Origin of the sequence: Tistrella mobilis KA081020-065 (assembly GCF_000264455.2) — a bacterium.
Classification (GTDB): Bacteria; Pseudomonadota; Alphaproteobacteria; order Tistrellales; family Tistrellaceae; genus Tistrella; species Tistrella mobilis.
This window is the reverse complement of record NC_017957.2, coordinates 196,565-213,427: the sequence shown is the minus strand read 5'-3', so window position 1 is coordinate 213,427 and position 16,863 is coordinate 196,565. Positions and strand designations below refer to the sequence as shown.

14 protein-coding genes are annotated in these 16,863 nt (G+C 69.1%); 10 read left to right on the top strand and 4 right to left on the bottom strand.

What is annotated here, in order from left to right; all coding sequences use genetic code 11:
• Positions 1-5: 5 nt before the first annotated feature.
• Positions 6-2,099 carry a methyl-accepting chemotaxis protein gene (locus tag TMO_RS18875; protein WP_014747273.1) on the bottom strand — a complete coding sequence of 698 codons (2,094 nt, stop codon included), beginning with the start codon at positions 2,097-2,099 and terminating at the stop codon, positions 6-8.
• Between the two features lie 310 nt (positions 2,100-2,409).
• On the opposite strand from TMO_RS18875, the gene cydD reads away from it, so the two are divergent.
• The 7 genes from cydD to TMO_RS18845 all read left to right on the top strand — a co-directional run bounded on the left by cydD (position 2,410) and on the right by TMO_RS18845 (position 10,436).
• A complete protein-coding gene (gene cydD, locus TMO_RS18870; protein WP_014747271.1) occupies positions 2,410-3,984 on the top strand; it encodes a thiol reductant ABC exporter subunit CydD in 1,575 nt (524 codons plus the stop codon).
• Between the two features lie 26 nt (positions 3,985-4,010).
• Positions 4,011-5,696 carry an amino acid ABC transporter ATP-binding/permease protein gene (locus TMO_RS18865; RefSeq protein ID WP_014747270.1) on the top strand — a complete coding sequence of 562 codons (1,686 nt, stop codon included), beginning with the start codon at positions 4,011-4,013 and terminating at the stop codon, positions 5,694-5,696.
• Between the two features lie 87 nt (positions 5,697-5,783).
• Positions 5,784-7,397 carry a cytochrome ubiquinol oxidase subunit I gene (locus TMO_RS18860; RefSeq protein ID WP_014747269.1) on the top strand — a complete coding sequence of 538 codons (1,614 nt, stop codon included), beginning with the start codon at positions 5,784-5,786 and terminating at the stop codon, positions 7,395-7,397.
• A gap of 6 nt (positions 7,398-7,403) precedes the next feature.
• Positions 7,404-8,558 (top strand): cytochrome d ubiquinol oxidase subunit II, encoded by a 1,155-nt coding sequence (gene cydB / locus TMO_RS18855; RefSeq protein ID WP_014747268.1) that lies wholly within the window; start codon positions 7,404-7,406, stop codon positions 8,556-8,558.
• A gap of 28 nt (positions 8,559-8,586) precedes the next feature.
• Positions 8,587-8,694 carry a cytochrome bd-I oxidase subunit CydX gene (cydX, locus tag TMO_RS30620; protein ID WP_081599042.1) on the top strand — a complete coding sequence of 36 codons (108 nt, stop codon included), beginning with the start codon at positions 8,587-8,589 and terminating at the stop codon, positions 8,692-8,694.
• 142 nt (positions 8,695-8,836) lie between these two features.
• The gene (locus tag TMO_RS18850; RefSeq protein WP_014747267.1) at positions 8,837-9,430 is read left to right on the top strand and encodes a DUF6088 family protein; all 594 of its coding nucleotides are present in this window, start codon (positions 8,837-8,839) and stop codon (positions 9,428-9,430) included.
• Positions 9,423-10,436, top strand: a complete 1,014-nt coding sequence (locus tag TMO_RS18845; protein WP_014747266.1) for a nucleotidyl transferase AbiEii/AbiGii toxin family protein — start codon at positions 9,423-9,425, stop codon at positions 10,434-10,436. Before TMO_RS18850 ends, TMO_RS18845 begins: the two co-directional genes overlap by 8 nt.
• 9 nt (positions 10,437-10,445) lie before the next feature.
• Here the strand turns inward: TMO_RS18845 and TMO_RS18840 are convergent, their stop codons facing one another.
• Positions 10,446-11,384 carry a LysR family transcriptional regulator gene (locus TMO_RS18840; RefSeq protein ID WP_014747265.1) on the bottom strand — a complete coding sequence of 313 codons (939 nt, stop codon included), beginning with the start codon at positions 11,382-11,384 and terminating at the stop codon, positions 10,446-10,448.
• A 116-nt stretch (positions 11,385-11,500) separates the two neighbouring features.
• Between TMO_RS18840 and TMO_RS18835 the strand changes: the two genes are divergently transcribed.
• Positions 11,501-12,190, top strand: coding sequence for a pyridoxamine 5'-phosphate oxidase family protein (locus TMO_RS18835; protein WP_014747264.1), 690 nt, complete (start codon positions 11,501-11,503; stop codon positions 12,188-12,190).
• Positions 12,191-12,521: 331 nt separating this feature from the next.
• On the opposite strand, the gene TMO_RS18825 is transcribed toward TMO_RS18835, so the two are convergent.
• Complete coding sequence (locus tag TMO_RS18825) at positions 12,522-13,529, bottom strand: alpha/beta hydrolase family protein (RefSeq protein ID WP_014747263.1); 1,008 nt, start codon at positions 13,527-13,529, stop codon at positions 12,522-12,524.
• 209 nt (positions 13,530-13,738) lie between these two features.
• On the opposite strand from TMO_RS18825, the gene TMO_RS18820 reads away from it, so the two are divergent.
• Complete coding sequence (locus tag TMO_RS18820; protein ID WP_051045544.1) at positions 13,739-14,383, top strand: helix-turn-helix domain-containing protein; 645 nt, start codon at positions 13,739-13,741, stop codon at positions 14,381-14,383.
• 196 nt (positions 14,384-14,579) lie between these two features.
• The gene (locus TMO_RS18815) at positions 14,580-15,998 is read left to right on the top strand and encodes a coniferyl aldehyde dehydrogenase (RefSeq protein ID WP_014747261.1); all 1,419 of its coding nucleotides are present in this window, start codon (positions 14,580-14,582) and stop codon (positions 15,996-15,998) included.
• On the opposite strand, the gene TMO_RS18810 is transcribed toward TMO_RS18815, so the two are convergent.
• Entirely contained in the window at positions 15,967-16,809 is an 843-nt protein-coding gene (locus tag TMO_RS18810; RefSeq protein ID WP_014747260.1) for an NAD(P)H-binding protein, read from the bottom strand. The genes TMO_RS18815 and TMO_RS18810 overlap by 32 nt on opposite strands.
• Between the last annotated feature and the right edge of the window lie 54 nt (positions 16,810-16,863).

Here is a 16,863-nt window from a genome sequence, read left to right as displayed (position 1 = left end):
AAGGTCTAGGCCCGCCGCACCCCCTCGATGAACGCCCCCACCTCGCGGCGGAGCGCATCCGACTGGGTGGAGAGATCGGACGAGGCCGCCAGCACGCGGCCGGCCGTGGTGCCGACATCCGAGGCCACCCGACTGACGCCGGTCACGCTGCGCGAGACCTCGTCGACGCCGCGGGCCGCCTGCTGGGCGTTGGTGGAGATGTCGCTGGTGGCGGCCGACTGTTCCTCCACCGCCGCCGCGATGGCGGTGGAGATTTCGTCGATGCGGCCGATGGTGGCGCGGATCTGGGTCATCGCCTCGGTCGCCCCCTTCGTCACCTGCTGCATGCCGGCGATCTGGGCCGAGATGTCCTGGGTGGCGCGGGCGGTCTGGTCGGCCAGGCTCTTCACCTCGCTCGCCACCACCGCGAAGCCCTTGCCGGCATCGCCGGCGCGTGCCGCTTCGATCGTGGCGTTCAGCGCCAGAAGATTGGTCTGGGCGGCGATGTCGCTGATCAGCTGAACGATGCCGCCGATGCGGTGGGCGGCCTCGGCCAGGCCCTCGACCGTGCGGCCGGTGGCCTCGGCGTCCTCTACCGCAGACCGGGTGACGGAGGAACTTTCCGCCACCTGGCGGCTGATCTCGGCGATCGAGGCCGAAAGCTCCTCGCCGGCACCTGCGACCATGGCCACGTTCGACGAGGCCTGGCCGGTCGCCGCCGCCACCGCCGCCGACTGGCGGCTGGCATCGTCGGCCGTGCCGGACAGCTCGGTCGCATTGGCCTGAAGATCGCCGGCGGCGCGCGCGACACCGTCGACCACGCCGGCGATCGCGGCTTCGAACGACCCCGCCAGGCGCATCATCTCGGCCCGGCGCTCGGCGGCGGCGCGTTCCTTGGCCGCCTCCTGCTCTTCGCGCAGATGCTTCACCTCGACCAGCCGGTCCTTGAAATAGTCGATCGAGCCTGCCATCACGCCCAGCTCGTCGGCACGCCCGGTCAGCGGCACCACCACATCGGTCTCGTCGGCGGCAAGCCGGCGCACCGCGGCGGTCAGCCGGCCGACCGGGGCCGCGGCCAGACGCTGGATCAGCAGGGCCACGACCACCCCCATGGCCACCACCACCACCAGGCCGGTGGTGACCAGGCCGTTGGTCAGCTCCACCACCGGCGCGCTGATTTCGGCCTCGGGCACGTCGACGGTCACGAACCAGGGCGCCTCCACTTTGCCGAAGCGGGCGGGCAGCACGATCCGGTGCACGGGCGTGCCGGTCACCGCCTGGGATGCCGCCTCGAAGGCCATCGGACGGCCGTCGGACCGGCCGATCGCCGCGGCGAGGTCCGGCTCCAGATCGGCCGCGGCCTTGCCCAGCTGCGCCGCGTCGTGATAGGCGACCCACAGCCCGCCGGTCGAAATCAGCGACACGCTGCCGGTGCCGAAGGGCTTCATCTCGCCCAGGATCTGGTTCAGCACCGGCAGCTTCAGGTCGACGCCGGCCACGCCGATCACCCGGCCATCCCGCACCACCGGCACCGCCAGGCTGGTGATCAGCTCCTGCTTGCCGGCAATCTCGTAGAAATAGGGCTCGATGATCTGCTCGCGACGGGTTTTGCGCGCCAGCAGATAATAGTCGCCCGCCCCCGGCGTCTCGTAGTCGATCAGCGGTTCGAGATTGATGGTGCTGCCGCTGCGCGACACATAGGGGATGAAACGGCCGGTCGCGTCATGGCCGGGCTGGTCCTTATGGGCAGCATCGGCGCCGTCGAAGGCGTCGGGTTCAAACGCGATCCAGGTGCCGACCAGGTTGGGGTTGTCCTGCAGCAACAGTTTCAGCATGGCGACAACGGCCTCGCGATCGGCCTTGCCGGCATCGATCGCGCCCGCCGCCGTGGCACCGATACCCCGGGCCACGCCGAAGGCGCCGTCGATGATGCCGGCGACCTGCTCCTTGGCCTCGCCGGCCACGCCTTCGACCACCGTTTCGCTCAGATGTTCGATGGTCTCGCCGCTGCGCGACACGCCGAACCAGGTCGACAGGCCCAGCCCCAGGGTCAGGACCAGCAGCACCGGCACGACGATCTTTACGGCCAGACGGCGCCGCATCCAGTTGCGCAGAAACATAGAATCCCCCCATACACCGTTTTGTTTATAATTCCCGCCAAAATTCGCCCTTTCGGAAAGATTCAGGCCGGCGTGGCGGCTAGGCCGTTTCGGGTCATTTATCATCAATTTGATGAAGATTGAATTAATCGTCGGCAGGAGCAATCCCTTGCCGGATGTGAGCGGTCACGCCTGCCGGGGCATGAGGTCGCAGCCATGCCCCCTTCCATGTCGCATCAATCTGTGGTGCCCTTGACGTCAAGGATTCCACGAGGCGGATATGCGAAACCGGACGAGACGTTTTCCGCGCGCCACAACCACCGGAAGTTTGGTGCAGCTGGCCGCCGCCCTGGTCTGGCTGCCCATGGCCTGGATCATCGCCCGCACGCTGGGGCAGCTGGCGGATGATGCCGGGACGGCGGCCGTGCTGCCCGCCGCCCTGGCGGTTCTGGCCCTGGGGCTGCTGCGGGCGGGGCTGGAGGCGCTGGGCACGCGGATGGTGTTCCGGGCCGCGCGGGCGGAGGTGGGGCAGTTGCGCCGCCAGGCCCTGGCGGCGCTGGCCGCCCGCGACCCGCTGGACCCGGGTCGGACGGCATCGGGGGCTGCGGCATCGGTGGTGGCGGAACAGGCGGAAGCCGTGCTGCCCTGGCTGCATCGCTACCGGCCGGTGCAGCTTAAGGTTGTCACTGTTCCCTTCGTTCTTCTTGTGGCTGTGGCCTCGATATCCTGGGCGGCGGCGCTGATCCTGCTGGTGGCGGCCCCGCTGATCCCGGTCTTCATGGCCCTGGTCGGCATCCGCGCCAAGGCGGCGAGCGAGGCGCAGCTGGCCGAACTCGGCACCATGAACGCGGTGCTGATGGACCGGCTGCGCGGGCTTTCCACCATCCGGGCGCTGGATGCGGTGGAGGTGACGGCCGGGCGCCTGCGCGCCGCGGCCGAAAGCGTGCGGCAGCGGACCATGGCGGTGCTGCGCATCGCCTTTCTGTCCTCGGCGGTGCTGGAGTTGTTCTCGGCGCTGGGGGTTGCGATGGTGGCGGTCTATGTCGGCTTCCACCTGCTGGGCGACCTGAATTTCGGCGCCTGGGGCGGACGGATGGGGCTGGCCCAGGGCCTGTTCGTGCTGCTGCTCGCCCCGGCGTTTTTCGAGCCGCTGCGCGAGCTGGCGGCGGTCTGGCACGACCGCGCCTCGGGCGAGGCGGCGCATGACGCGCTCATGGCGCTGGGGACGGCCCCCGCCGCAGACCCGGCCCCGGCCCCCTCCCCGGCGGAGGCAACCATCTCCGGCCCGCCGTCGCTCTCGCTTCAGGGGCTTTCCTTCACCCATCCGGCGAGCGGCCGGGGCATCCCCCAGGGCTTCAGCCTGGAGGTGGCACCCGGCGAACGGGTGGCGCTGTTCGGCCCTTCGGGTTCGGGCAAATCCACCCTTCTGGCGCTGATCGCCGGGCTGGCCCTGCCCGATGGCGGTCGGATCATCATCGGCGGCACGCCGCTCGACGCATCGACCCGGGCGGATCTGCGCCGGCGGATCGCCTGGATCGGCCATCGGCCGCATATGATCGCCGGCAGCCTGATGGCGAATGTCCGCTTTGGCAGGGCGGTGGAGGCCGGCCCGCCGCTCGCCCGGCTGCTGCCGGGCGTCGACCCCGCCCGCCAGGTGGGCGAGGCCGGGTTCGGGCTGTCGGGCGGCGAGGCGGTGCGGCTGGCGATCGCCCGCGCCATCGCCGACCCCGCCGCCGATATCGTGCTGGCCGACGAGCCGACCGCGCATCTGGACGGCGACACCGCCGCCCGGGTGCGCACCGCCCTGATCGAGGCCACCGCCGGCCGCACCCTGGTGGTGGCCACACATGATCCCGACCTGGCGGCGGCACTCGACCGGGTGATCCGGCTGGAGGGGGCGGCATGAACCGGACACGGCACGGACAGGGCAGAATGCGGGCGCTCGCCGACACCGCGGCGCTGTTCTTCCGCATGCGCCGCAAGCCGCTGCTGGGCGGCATCGCGCTGGCGGCGCTGACCGTGCTGGCCGGGGTGGCGCTGCTTGGGCTCTCGGGCTGGTTCATCACCGCCACCGCAGCCGCAGGAAGTGCCGCTGCAACCGCACTCGCCTTTGACGTGTTCCGGCCGGCGGCGGGCATCCGCATGCTGGCGCTGCTGCGCACCGGCGGCCGCTATGGCGAGCGGCTGGTGAGCCATGACGCGACGCTGGGCCTGCTGGCCGAATTGCGCGAGCGGCTGTTCCGCGCCCATGCCGGCCCCGATCGCGCCCGGGCGCTGAAGGCCCGGCCGGCAAGACTGCTCCACCGGCTGACGGTGGAGGTGGATGCCCTCGACAATCTTTATCTGCGGGTGCTGCTGCCGGCGGCGGCGGCCGTGATCACCGCAGCACTTGCGGCGCTCGCGCTCGCGCTGATCGATACCCGGCTTGGGGTCGGGGTGGGGTTGGGGGTGGCGGTCACCGGCATCGCCCTGCCGCTCGCGCTGGCCCGGGCCGCCGACCGGCCGGCCCGGCGGCGGGCGGCGGCGCTCGAAGCCCTGCGCATGCGCACGGTCGATCTGGTGGCGGGCCAGACCGACCATCTGATGACCGGGCGGATCGCGGCCGCGCGCGACCATGCCGCCGACGCCGAAACCCGGCTGGCCCTGGCCGACGACCGGCTGAACCGGCTGGACACCACCGCCGCCGCCGGCTTCGGTGCGGCGAGCGCGCTGCTGCTGGCCGGCAGCCTTGCCGCGGCGGGCGGGCTGGTCCAGGCCGGCATCGCGACGGTGCCGCAGGCGGCGCTGGTGGTGCTGGTGTCGCTGGCACTGATGGAACCTTTCGCGGCGCTGCGCCGCGGCGTGCTCGACCTGGGCCGCACGGTCATCGCGGCGCGCCGGCTTTTGCCCATGCTCACGCCTGAACCCGCACCGCCCCTGCCCGCGGCCGATCCGCCGCCGGCACCCTCGGCGCTGGTGATCGAGGATCTGCGCTTCGCCCATGAAGGTGCCACCGCGCCGCTCTTCGACGGGCTGTCGCTTGCGCTCGCCCGCGGCGAGCGGGTGGCGCTGCTGGGGCCGAGCGGTGCCGGCAAATCGACCCTGGTCGAGCTGATCGCGGGCGAACGCCGGCCCGATCGGGGCCGGATCCGGGCGCTGCCGCACAGCCTGCTCGGCCAGGCGACCGAGCTGTTCGCCGATGATCTGGCCGGCAATCTGCTGCTGGCCGACCCGGCTGCGACATCAGACCGCATGCTGGCCGCACTCGACCGCGCGGGGCTGGGGCAGCTTGTCCGCGACCACAAGGCGGGGCTCGGCCAGCGTCTGGGAGAGGGCGGAGAAGGGCTCTCTTCCGGGCAGCGGCGGCGGATGGCGCTGGCGCGCATCTTCCTGCGTGACGCGCCGCTGCTGCTGCTCGACGAGCCGACCGACGGGCTGGACGCCCGGACGGCCGCTGACGTTTTGACAACGGTCAAGGAATTGCCGCAGACGCAGACGATACTCGTCGTCACGCATCTGCGGCGGGAGGCCGCCCTGGCCGACCGGCTTCTGATCCTGGAAGACGGTCGGATCACCGGCGATCTCAGGCGTGGTGAGACGGCATTCCAGGCGGCGCTCGACAGGCTCCGCCCGGATTGACGACAGCCGCACCACCCCGGACGGTATCGTCCGCCCCCGGGGATGCGGCCAAGGATAATGCCGGTCCGGCCGGCGGGAGTTGTTCGAATGGAACTGGACGTCGTATCGCTGTCACGGCTGCAATTCGCCCTGACCGCCCTTTATCACTTCCTCTTCGTGCCCTTGACCTTGGGCCTGTCAGTCGTGATCGCGATCATGGAAACGGTCTATGTGATGACCGGCCGCGCGATCTGGCGCCAGATGACCAAATTCTGGGGCACGCTGTTCGGCATCAACTTCGTGCTCGGGGTCGCGACCGGCATCACCATGGAGTTCCAGTTTGGCATGAACTGGAGCTATTACAGCCATTATGTCGGCGACATCTTCGGCGCGCCGCTGGCGATCGAAGGGCTGATGGCCTTCTTCCTGGAAGCCACCTTCGTCGGCCTGTTCTTCTTCGGCTGGGACCGGATGACGAAGGTTCAGCACCTCTGCGCCACCTGGGCGGTGGCGATCGGGTCGAACTTCTCGGCACTCTGGATCCTGATCGCCAATGGCTGGATGCAGAACCCGGTGGGCGCCGCCTTCAACCCCGCGACCATGCGGATGGAGGTCGACAACTTCTTCGAGGTGCTGTTCAACCCGGTCGCCCAGGCCAAGTTCGTGCACACCGTCTCGGCCGGCTATGTGACCGCGGCGATCTTCGTGCTCGGCGTCTCGGCCTGGTACATGCTGAAGGGGCGGCACGTGCTGCTCGCCAAGCGCTCGATGGCGGTGGCGGCCTCGTTCGGCCTGCTGTCCTCGCTGTCGGTGGTGGTGCTGGGCGACGAGAGCGGCTACATGGCGACCGAACACCAGCGCATGAAGCTGGCGGCGATGGAAGGCATGTGGGAGACGGAGGCGGCCCCGGCCGGCTTCACGGCGCTCGGCTTCCCCGATCAGGAGGGGCGCGAGACCCATCACGTGATCACCATCCCCTATGCGCTGGGGCTGATCGCCACCCGCTCGCTCGACACCGAAGTGCCCGGGATCAACGATCTGGTCGAAAAAGGCAAGGAGCGGATCCGGAGCGGCATCATCGCCTATGACGCGCTGCAGAAGATCCGTGCCGCCCGCAGCATCGAGGCGGTCGGCCCCGAGGTGCGCGAGGCCTTCGAGGCCAATGGCGGCAATATGGGCCATGCCCTGCTGCTGATGCGCTATGTCGACGACCCGCGGCTTGCCACCGACGCCCAGATCGACCAGGCCGCCTGGGATCTGGTGCCGCATGTGCCGACGCTGTTCTGGGCCTTCCGGATCATGGTCGGGCTCGGCTTCTTCTTCATCCTGCTGACCGGCGTGTTCTTCTGGCAGTCGGCCCGCAACCGGCTGGGGGAACAGCGCTGGCTGCTGAAGATCGCGGTGCTGGCGATCCCGTTGCCCTGGATCGCGGCCGAAATGGGCTGGATCGTGGCCGAAGTCGGCCGTCAGCCCTGGATCATCGAAGGCGTGCTGCCCACGGCCATGGCGGTGTCCAGCCTGGGGGCGGGTGAACTTCTGCTGACCATCGCCGGCTTCACCCTGTTCTACAGCGTGCTGTTCGTGATCGAGATGGGGCTGATGCTCCGCGCCATCCGCAAGGGGCCGCAGCCCGATCACGACCCTGTCCCGCCCTCGACGCCCCCCTCTGCGACGCATCTGCCTGCCGCAGGTGGCGCCGCCCGGCCCTTCCCGGCGGAGTGACCAGCCATGATCCTGCATGAGCTTATCGACTACGGCACGCTGCGCCTGATCTGGTGGGGGCTGCTCGGCATCCTGCTGATCGGCTTCGCCGCCACCGACGGCTTCGACATGGGCGTCGGCCTGCTGCTGCCCTTCGTGGCGAAGACCGATGTGGAGCGCCGCGTCGCCATCAACACGATCGGCCCGGTCTGGGAAGGCAACCAGGTCTGGTTCATCCTGGGCGGCGGCGCCATCTTCGCCGCCTGGCCGCCGCTCTACGCGGTCTCGTTCTCGGGCTTCTACCTCGCCATGTTCGTGGTGCTGGCGGCCCTGATCCTGCGGCCGGTGGCGTTCAAATACCGCTCCAAGCGGATCGAGGCCCGCTGGCGGTCGTCCTGGGACTGGGCGCTGTTCGTGGGCGGCTTCGTGCCCGCGCTGATCTTCGGTGTCGCGGTCGGCAATGTGCTCCAGGGGGTGCCCTTCCGGCTCGACGACACGCTCCGCGCCTTCTATGAGGGCAGCTTCTTCGGCCTGCTCAACCCCTTCGCCCTGCTCTGCGGGCTGATGTCGGTGGCCATGCTGGCCATGCACGGCGCGGTCTGGCTGACCCTGAAGGCCGGCGGCGTGGTGGGTGAACGGGCGCGGAATTTCGGCACCGTCGCCGCCGTCGCCACCATCGCCCTCTTTGCCCTGGGCGGGCTGGCACTGGCCAACTGGGTGGACGGCTATGCGCTGGCGGCACCGATGGCCGCCGACGGCCCGTCGAACCCGCTGCTCAAGGACGTCGTCCATGGCGACGGCGCCTGGTTCGTCAACTACGCCAACAACCCCTGGATGCTGATCGCGCCGGTGCTGGGCTTTGCGGGCGCCGCCGTCACCCTGATCGGGCTTCGTGCCCGGATCCGGGGCCTCTCGATCATCGCCTCGGGGCTGTCGATCTTCGGGGTGATCTCGACGGTCGGGCTCTCGATGTTCCCCTTCATCCTGCCCTCCTCCATCGACCCGCGCTCCAGCCTCACGGTCTGGGACGCGTCGTCCTCGCACCTCACCCTGTTCATCATGCTGGTCGTGACCGTGATCTTCCTGCCGCTGATCCTGGCCTATACCGCCTGGGCCTACCGCATCATGTGGGGAAAGGTGGAAGAAGAGGCGATCCGCGACGAAGCCGGCCACTACTATTGATCGCAAGCATCACGAAGGAGACAACCCCATGTGGTACTTCGCCTGGCTGCTCGGCCTGCCGCTCGCCTGCGCCTTCGCCGTGCTGAACGCGATGTGGTTCGAGATGAAAGAGGATGCGGCCGAAGGGCAGCCGTAACCGCCTGCCCTGCCCGCACCGTCGGACGATCAGACACCGCCGCAGCCTTCGGGTTGCGGCGGTGTTTTTTCCGGGGTGGGCGCCGGGCGTGCCTTTTGCATTTTGTCAGAAACTTGCCTATTTTTCTGACAGGAGGCACGTCATGACCCAGCTGAGCGAACGCATTCTGGCCCATGCAGCGGGCTTGCCCGAAGGCACCCCCGTATCCGCCAAAAGCCTGCTTCATCTCGGAAATCGGGCAGCGGTGGACCAGGCTCTGTCGCGCCTGGCCGCCCGGGGTCGTCTGATCCGCGCCAGTCGGGGCATTTATCTTCATCCCGTCGTCAGCCGGTTCGGCACCCGCCCCCCCTCGGTGGAACAGACGGTCCGGGCCGTCGCAGCCCGGAACGGGGAGATCATCGCCTCCAACGGTGCCGCGGCGGCAAACGCCCTGGGGCTGACGACACAGGTTCCCGTCCGGCCGGTCTACCTGACCTCGGGGCGCAGCCGGAACATGCAGCTGGGCAAACAGGTGGTGGAACTGCGGCATGCGCCGCGCTGGCAACTGGTGCTGGCCGACCGGCCGGCGGGGGAAGCCGTCCGGGCGCTGGCCTGGCTCGGCCCGGAGAAAGCGGAAGCGGCCCTCAGAACCCTGAAACGGAAGATGCCGCCCGGCACCTTCGGCGAACTGGTCGCGGCCGCACCACAGCTGCCGACATGGCTTGCGCAGCATGTGGGGAAGGTGGCTCATGGCTGAGCGTTTTCTGCAGCTGTCGACCCGGGACCGCCGCGACGCCCTGGGTGTCGCGGCAGAACAGTCGGGGCGGCCTGCGCATCTTCTCGAAAAGGATGTCTGGGTCGTCTGGGCACTGCACGCACTCTACACCACGCCGCTCGGCGCGGATCTGGTGTTCAAAGGCGGCACATCGCTGTCGAAAGTCTATCGAGCCATCCGCCGGTTTTCCGAGGACGTCGACCTGACATACGACATTCGGGCGATTGCGCCAGATCTGGCAGGCGAAGATGGCGAAGCCCTGCCAAAGACCCGGAGCGAGGAGAGGCGTTGGTCAGCCGAGGTCCGCCGACGACTGCCACATTGGGTGGAGACCGTCGTCGGACCGATCGTCACGGCCGCATTGACGGCAGAAGATCTTGCCGCCACCGTCCGGATCGACGGCGAGAAGCTCTTCATTGACTATGACCCGACCAGCACCGGATCGGGCTATGTCGCCCCCAGCGTCATGCTGGAATTCGGCGCACGCTCGACGGGCGAACCGGCAAGCTCTCGCGACGTCGTCTGCGATGCCTCGGAGCTGATCACCGAACTGACATTTCCCACAGCGCGCCCCCGCGTCATGCATGCCGAACGGACGTTCTGGGAGAAAGCGACGGCAATCCATGTGTTCTGTCTGCAAGAACGACTGCGTGGAGATCGCTTCGCGCGACATTGGCACGATATCGTCCGGCTGGATGATGCCGGACTGGCCGAGGCTGCCTTCGCAAAGCGAGACCTGGCCGGCAGTGTTGCACGACACAAAGGGATGTTCTTTGCTGAAAAGGCCGCCGATCGGACACCGATCGACTATGACGCCGCCATCAATGGCGGTCTGAAGCTGGTGCCGACGGGGGACGCTGCGAAGGCCCTGAAAGAGGACTACGCCAGAATGGTCGAGGACGGTCTGCTCTTCGACGATGCAGAACCGTTCGACACGCTGATGGCCCGATGTGCCGACATACAGGCGCGCGCCAACAGGAGCCCCTGAGGCCCAACGTCAGTTTTCGCACGCGGTGTGCTGCGTGGTTTGCCCCAGCGCCTGCACCGACGCCCGGATCCGGGCGCTGGCGACATCGATGAAATAGCGGGTCTTCTGCGGCAGCTGGGCGAGCGGTGCGTGCAGCACATGCACGGGGGCCGGTTCGGGTTCGAATGCCTCCAGGACGAGGCGCAGCCGGCCATCCGCCAGGGCCTGCGCTGCCTGATAATGCAGCAGACGCACCACGCCCACACCCGCCACGGCGGCATCCACCGCCGCTTCGGCGCCGGTGACGATCAGCCGGGTGCCCACACGCGGTCCCGGATCCTGTCCCCGGCTGCGCCCCGGGGCATGCGCCAGGCGGTCGGATGGCGGCATGTCGAACACCACGCCGGGCATGCCGGCCAGATCCTCCGGATGGTGCGGCTCGCCATGGCGGTCGAGCAGGGCCGGGCTGGCGACGGTGACGATGCGCATGCGGCCGAGATGCGTGGCGATCAGGCTGCTGTCGGGCAGCACGCCGATGCGCACCGCCAGATCGGCGGCGCCGGCCGCGAGATCGACATTGCTGTCCGACAGATGCAGCACCACCGAAATCGCCGCATGCCGGCGCAGGAACTCATGTATGACCGGCTGGACATGCAGCCGGCCGAACATGCGCGGCGCGCTGACCACCAGCCGGCCGGTCGGCTCGATGAACTCGCCCGCCGCCTCGCGTTCCATATCCCGAACCTCGGCGACGATGCGGCGCGCCCCCTCGACATAGCGCTGCCCGGCATCGGTGAGCACCAGCCGGCGGGTGGTGCGGATCAGCAGGGTGGCACCGGTCACCTGCTCCAGCTGATCGATCCGTCGCGTCAGCGTGGCCACGGGCACGCCCAGCCGGCGGGCGGCGGCCGAGAAACTGCCGGCCTCCAGCGCGTCCAGCAGAAAGGCCATGGCTTCCAGACGGTCCATGATTTCCTCAAAATCCGGGGAGATGCTCGCCGTATTCTGCCGATTGTTGCACGGCCTGCCGCCTGTTACCTCATGACTGGTAGAGAATAATCCATCCGCAGCAGGAGGGGCAGACCATGGGGTACGGCTTTCTCGACATCGCGATGACGCCGGCCGTGCGGGCGGCGCAGGACCGGCTGGGCGTCGCCCATCTCTGGCAGGATTTCAAGGGACACCGGGCGTTCGACCGGTTCACCGACCAGGAAGCGGCCTTCATCACCAGCCGGGACAGTTTCTACATGGCCACGACCTCGGAAACCGGCTGGCCTTATGTTCAGCACCGCGGCGGACCCCAAGGGTTTCTGACCGTGCTGGACGATCGCAGCCTGGCCTTCGCCGACCAGCGCGGCAACCGGCAATACATAAGCGTCGGCAACCTGTCGACGAATGACAAGGTCAGCCTGTTCCTGATGGATTATCCGCGCCGCGCGCGGCTGAAGATCTATGCCCTGGCCGAGATCGTCGCACTGGACGCCGATCCGGCACTGACCGCCCGGGTGCCGGGCGCCACGGCCCCAAAGGCCGAGCGCATCATCCGCCTGCATCTGGAGGCCTTCGACTGGAACTGCCCCCAATACATCACCCCCCGCTTCACCGAGGCGGAACTGACCGAAGCCCTGCGTCCGGTTAGGGACCGTATCGCGGAACTGGAGGCGGAGAATGCGGCGCTGAGGGCGGCGCTTCAGACGCAAGGCGGGGCCGAACGGGGCGACGGGGTTTTGTCTCCCGGGGATGATGCGATGAGAGACGAGGAATGGCGGAGGTGACGGGTGAAAGCCGTGATCTATGACCGGTGCGGCCCGCCGACAGACCCGTGTTCGCCACCGGCGGTCGGGCCGGTGGTGCCGGAGGCGCGGGGAGACGCCCGTCGACGACCGGAGGTCGCCTGGGACGGCGTGCCGGTCCGGTGTGGCGCGTGGAGCGCCACGCATTCCGCACGCAGCCGATCGGCCTCCGCCAGGATGCGTTGCCGGCGGGCGTCGGGAAGCTGCTGCAGCCTGTCGTTCAAAGACCTGGCCATCGTCTCTGGCTGCCCCTGTTGCTCCATCGCAATGGCCATGTTTGTACAGCATACATCTACTGAGGGCCATCTCTCCGTCACCGCCCCTCCACCCACCCCAACCCCGGCGCATGCGCGCGCAACGCCGCCACCGCCTGCTCCCATACCGGGTCGGTGGGGTCGAGGGTGGAGCGCAGCCAGGCTGCCATCAGGCGGCGGGTGGCTTCCAGGCGGTCGGGGTCTTCGTCGTCGGTTTCCTTCGCATCATACCCCGCAATGCCGCCCAGGCCGTGGCCGGCGCCGGCGAGCGTCAGCAGGGCGCGGGCGCCGGGGCTGAGGTGGAAGGGGTCGGCATGCCAGGCGGGGCCCATGGTGGTCAGATGCGGGTTGTCGTCCCGCTCGCCGCAGACCACCAGCGACGGCGTGGTCATGTGGCTGAAATCGGGGTTCAGCGCCGGCCAGGCGGCGGCGGCATGGGCGCTCAACGCGTCGCCGCCGCGGCCGGGGGCTGCCAGCAGCACGCCGGCGCGGATGCGCGGCTCGATCAGGTTCACATCCCGCGCCGCCGGGTCGGTCGGGTCGGTCAGGCGCGCCCCCAGCAGCATCGCGACGGTCTGGCCGCCCATGGAATGGCCGATGGCGGCGATGCGGTCCCGGTTCAGGCGTGGGGGCGCGCCGGGGATCAGGGCCGCAATCTCGTCCAGCCGGTCGAGGATCGCGGTCATCTCGGCCACCCGCATCCGCCAGAACAGCGGCGCACCCGGCGCATCGGCGCCGAGACCGCCGGATCGTGAACTGGCATGGGTGGGCTGGATCACCAGAAACCCCTGCCCGGCCAGGAACCCCGCCAGCGGCCCATAACCATCCAGCGACGACAGATAAAGCGACGGCCCGTGGCCGTGAGAGAGCAGCACCACCGGCAGAGGATCGCTCCCCCCGTCCGGTACCAGCAGGGTGGGCACCGGCAGGGTGGGCACCGGCAGCGTGACGCGCAGCGCCAGCGGCCGCGGCCGGCCGGGCACGGGGATGTGGATCGGGGCCACCGACAGGGTGGGAAGGGCTGCGCGCGCCGGCAGATGCCGGGCCGCCTGGATCAGATCGGTCATGGGAGAGAGACCCTTGGTTGGGAGGGAGTTGGTCGGGAGGGGCTGGCGGGAGGGCAGGCTTCGCCTGTAGAACAGGAAACGGAACTGCGATCCGGCTATAAACGGAACCGCGTTCCGACTGAGACCGAGATATACGGAACCGTGTTCCGTTTATCAAGCGACAAGTCGTGCCCGGAGACCCGTTTCCGGGCCGGCACGGCGGGGGAGAGATGCAGGTGAGCGGGGACGAGACGGCGGAAACCGGCAGCAGCCGGCGGCTGCGCGCCGATGCGCAGCGCAGCGAAGACGCCCTGCTGGAGGCGGCGAAGGCGCTGTTCGCCGAGGCCGGCGTGGATGCACCGGCGCGCGAGATCGCGGCCCGGGCGGGCGTCGGTGTCGGCACGCTGTATCGCCGCTTCCCCAAACGCGCCGATCTGGTGGCGGCGGTGTTCCGGCGCGAGGTCGATGCCTGCGCGGCCGACGCCGCCACCCTTGCCGCAAGCCACCCGCCGGCCGAGGCACTGGCGCTGTGGCTGGCCCGCTATACCGGCTTCCTGACCACAAAGAAGGGGCTGGCCGCGGCGCTGCATTCCGGCGACCCGGCCTTCGATACCCTGCCCGACCATTTCCGCAGCCGGTTCGAACCGGCGCTGACCGCCCTGCTGGACACAGCCGCGGCGGCCGGCGCGATCCGCGGCGACGTTGCGGCATATGATCTGCTGCGCGCGATCGGCAATCTTGCCACCGCCGGCGGCGAGGACGGCGCCGCCCATGTCAGCCGCATGCTGGGCCTTCTGATCGACGGGCTGCGCTATGGTGCTGCCGGCACTGCGCACCGGTCACCGCAATCCTGCCGCCCGTCCGCGCCCGGCTGACCGCAGGCGCGTGATCCAGCCGCGCCGGCCCGATCTGCGCTGCTGTCGATCCCGGTCGTCGGGGCGATCACTCCAGACCACAACCATAAGTAAATATGGCCATCCGTCTCTGATCAGGAAAAGATGTGGGGGGCTGCAACGGCACACTCTTATCCCATCCTCCGGCCTCCCCCCTCTCCGCGGCAGGAGATCAGACATGTCCGATCCGACCACCATCTTTCAGGCACAGACAGCGGCCTTCACCGCCGCCCTGCCGGTCGCGGCCGATATCCGCCGTGACCGACTGACGCGCGCCATGGCGCTGGTGACCGAGAATGCCGAGGCCTTCTGTGCGGCGATGAGCGAGGATTTCGGCCATCGCAGCCGCGAGCAGTCGATGATCACCGACATCCTGGCCTCGGTTCTGCCGCTGCGCCATGCCCGCCGGCATCTGGGGCGCTGGATGCGGCCGGAACGGCGGCCGGTGACCTTTCCGCTGGGCCTGCTGGGCGGCCGCGGCCGGGTCGAATACCAGCCCAAGGGCGTGGTGGGGGTGATCGCGCCCTGGAACTATCCGGTCAATCTGGTGATGGCGCCGCTGGCGGGGGTGCTGGCCGCCGGCAACCGGGCGATGGTCAAGACCAGCGAATACACCCCGCGCACCGCCGCCCTGTTCGAAGAGCTTTGCCCGCGCTATTTCGCCGCCGACGAACTGGCCTTCGTCTCGGGCGGGCCCGAGACCGGCCGGGCCTTCGCCGCCCTGCCCTTCGACCATCTGCTGTTCACCGGAGCCACCGGTATCGGCCGCCATATCCTGCGCGCGGCGGCCGACAATCTGACGCCGGTGACGCTGGAACTGGGCGGCAAATCGCCGGTGATCCTGGGGGCGTCGGCCGATATCGCCCGCAGCACCGAACGGGTGGTGATCGGCAAGATGATGAATGCCGGCCAGACCTGCCTCGCCCCCGATTACATGCTGGTGCCCGAAGACCGCGAGGACCAGGTGGTCGAGGGGCTGACGCGCGCGGCAAGCGCCATGTATCCGCGCCTGATCGACAATCCCGACTATACGGCCATCATCAACGACCGCCATCACCAGCGCCTGACCGGCTGGCTGGCGGATGCCCGGGCCAAGGGCGCACGGATCGAGACGGTCAATCCGGCGGGTGAGGATTTCACCGCCACCAACAGCCGCAAGATGCCGCTGCATATCGTCCGCGACGTCACCGACGACATGATCCTGATGCAGGAAGAGATCTTCGGCCCGATCCTGCCGCTCCGCCGCTATGGCGATATCGACGGCGCGATCGCCGAGGTCAACCGCCGCGACCGGCCGCTCGGCCTCTATTATTTCGGCAGCGATGCGGCCGAACGCCGCCGCGTGCTGGATCGCACCGTCTCAGGGGGCGTGACGCTGGACGACGTGATCTTCCATATCGGCCAGGAAGACCTGCCCTTCGGCGGCATCGGCCCCTCGGGCATGGGCGCCTATCACGGTCGGGACGGGTTCCGCACCTTCAGCCATGCCCGGGCGATCTATCGCCAGTCGCGGTTCGACATCGCAAAACTCGCCGGGCTGAAACCGCCCTATGGCCGGGCAACCCTCAGGGCCATCCGGCAGCAGCTCGGTCGGTGATATCGCGCGCGGGCCGGCCCAGAACCTCGGTCACGGCGGGGGTTGTGGCGCTGTTGCGGCCGTCGAACAGCGTGGTGAACAGCCAGGCCAGGAAGTCGCGCATGTCGTCGGGCACGCCCTGGGCCTGAAGCCCGGCCAGGAAATCGGCCATCGGAATCTGCCGATAGCTGATCGGCCGACCGGTCAGTCGGCTGATTTCGGCCATGGCCGCGGCGAAGCTCAGCGACCGGGGGCCGGTCAGCTCCAGGATGCGGCCGCCGAGCCCGTCTTCGGTCAGCGCCTTGACCGCGATTTCGGCGATGTCGTCGGCATCGATGAAGGGTTCGGGCACATCGCCCACCGGCAGGGCCAGTTCGCCCGCGGCCAGGGCCTCGGCCAACAGGCCTTCGGTGAAATTCTGCACAAACCAACTGGCGCGCAGCACCGTCCAGTCGAAGCCGGCAGCCGCCAGCGCACGCTCCGCGGCCTCGGCCCCCGGCTCGCCGCGGCCCGACAGCATCACCATCCGGCCGACACCCGCCGCCCGCGCCGCGGCGGCGAAGGCGGTGATGTCGTCCACCGCCCCCGGCACCGCCAGATCGGGCGCATAGGCGACGTAAACCGCGCCCACTCCATCCAATGCCGCCGGCCAGCCATCCCGATCGGCCCAGTCGAAGCGTACCGCATCGGCGGCGGGTGCCAGGCTGCGCGCCGCGATCCGCACCGGCCATCCCCGCGCCCGCAGCCCCGCCGCCACCCGCCGACCGGTCTTGCCGGTGCCGCCGGTGACCAGAACCGGCAGCTGATCCAGCGTCGTCGCGCCTGTGGTCATGATCCGTCCCTCCCAAAAACATGAGCAATCCTCATATTGAAAAACATGAGGCAG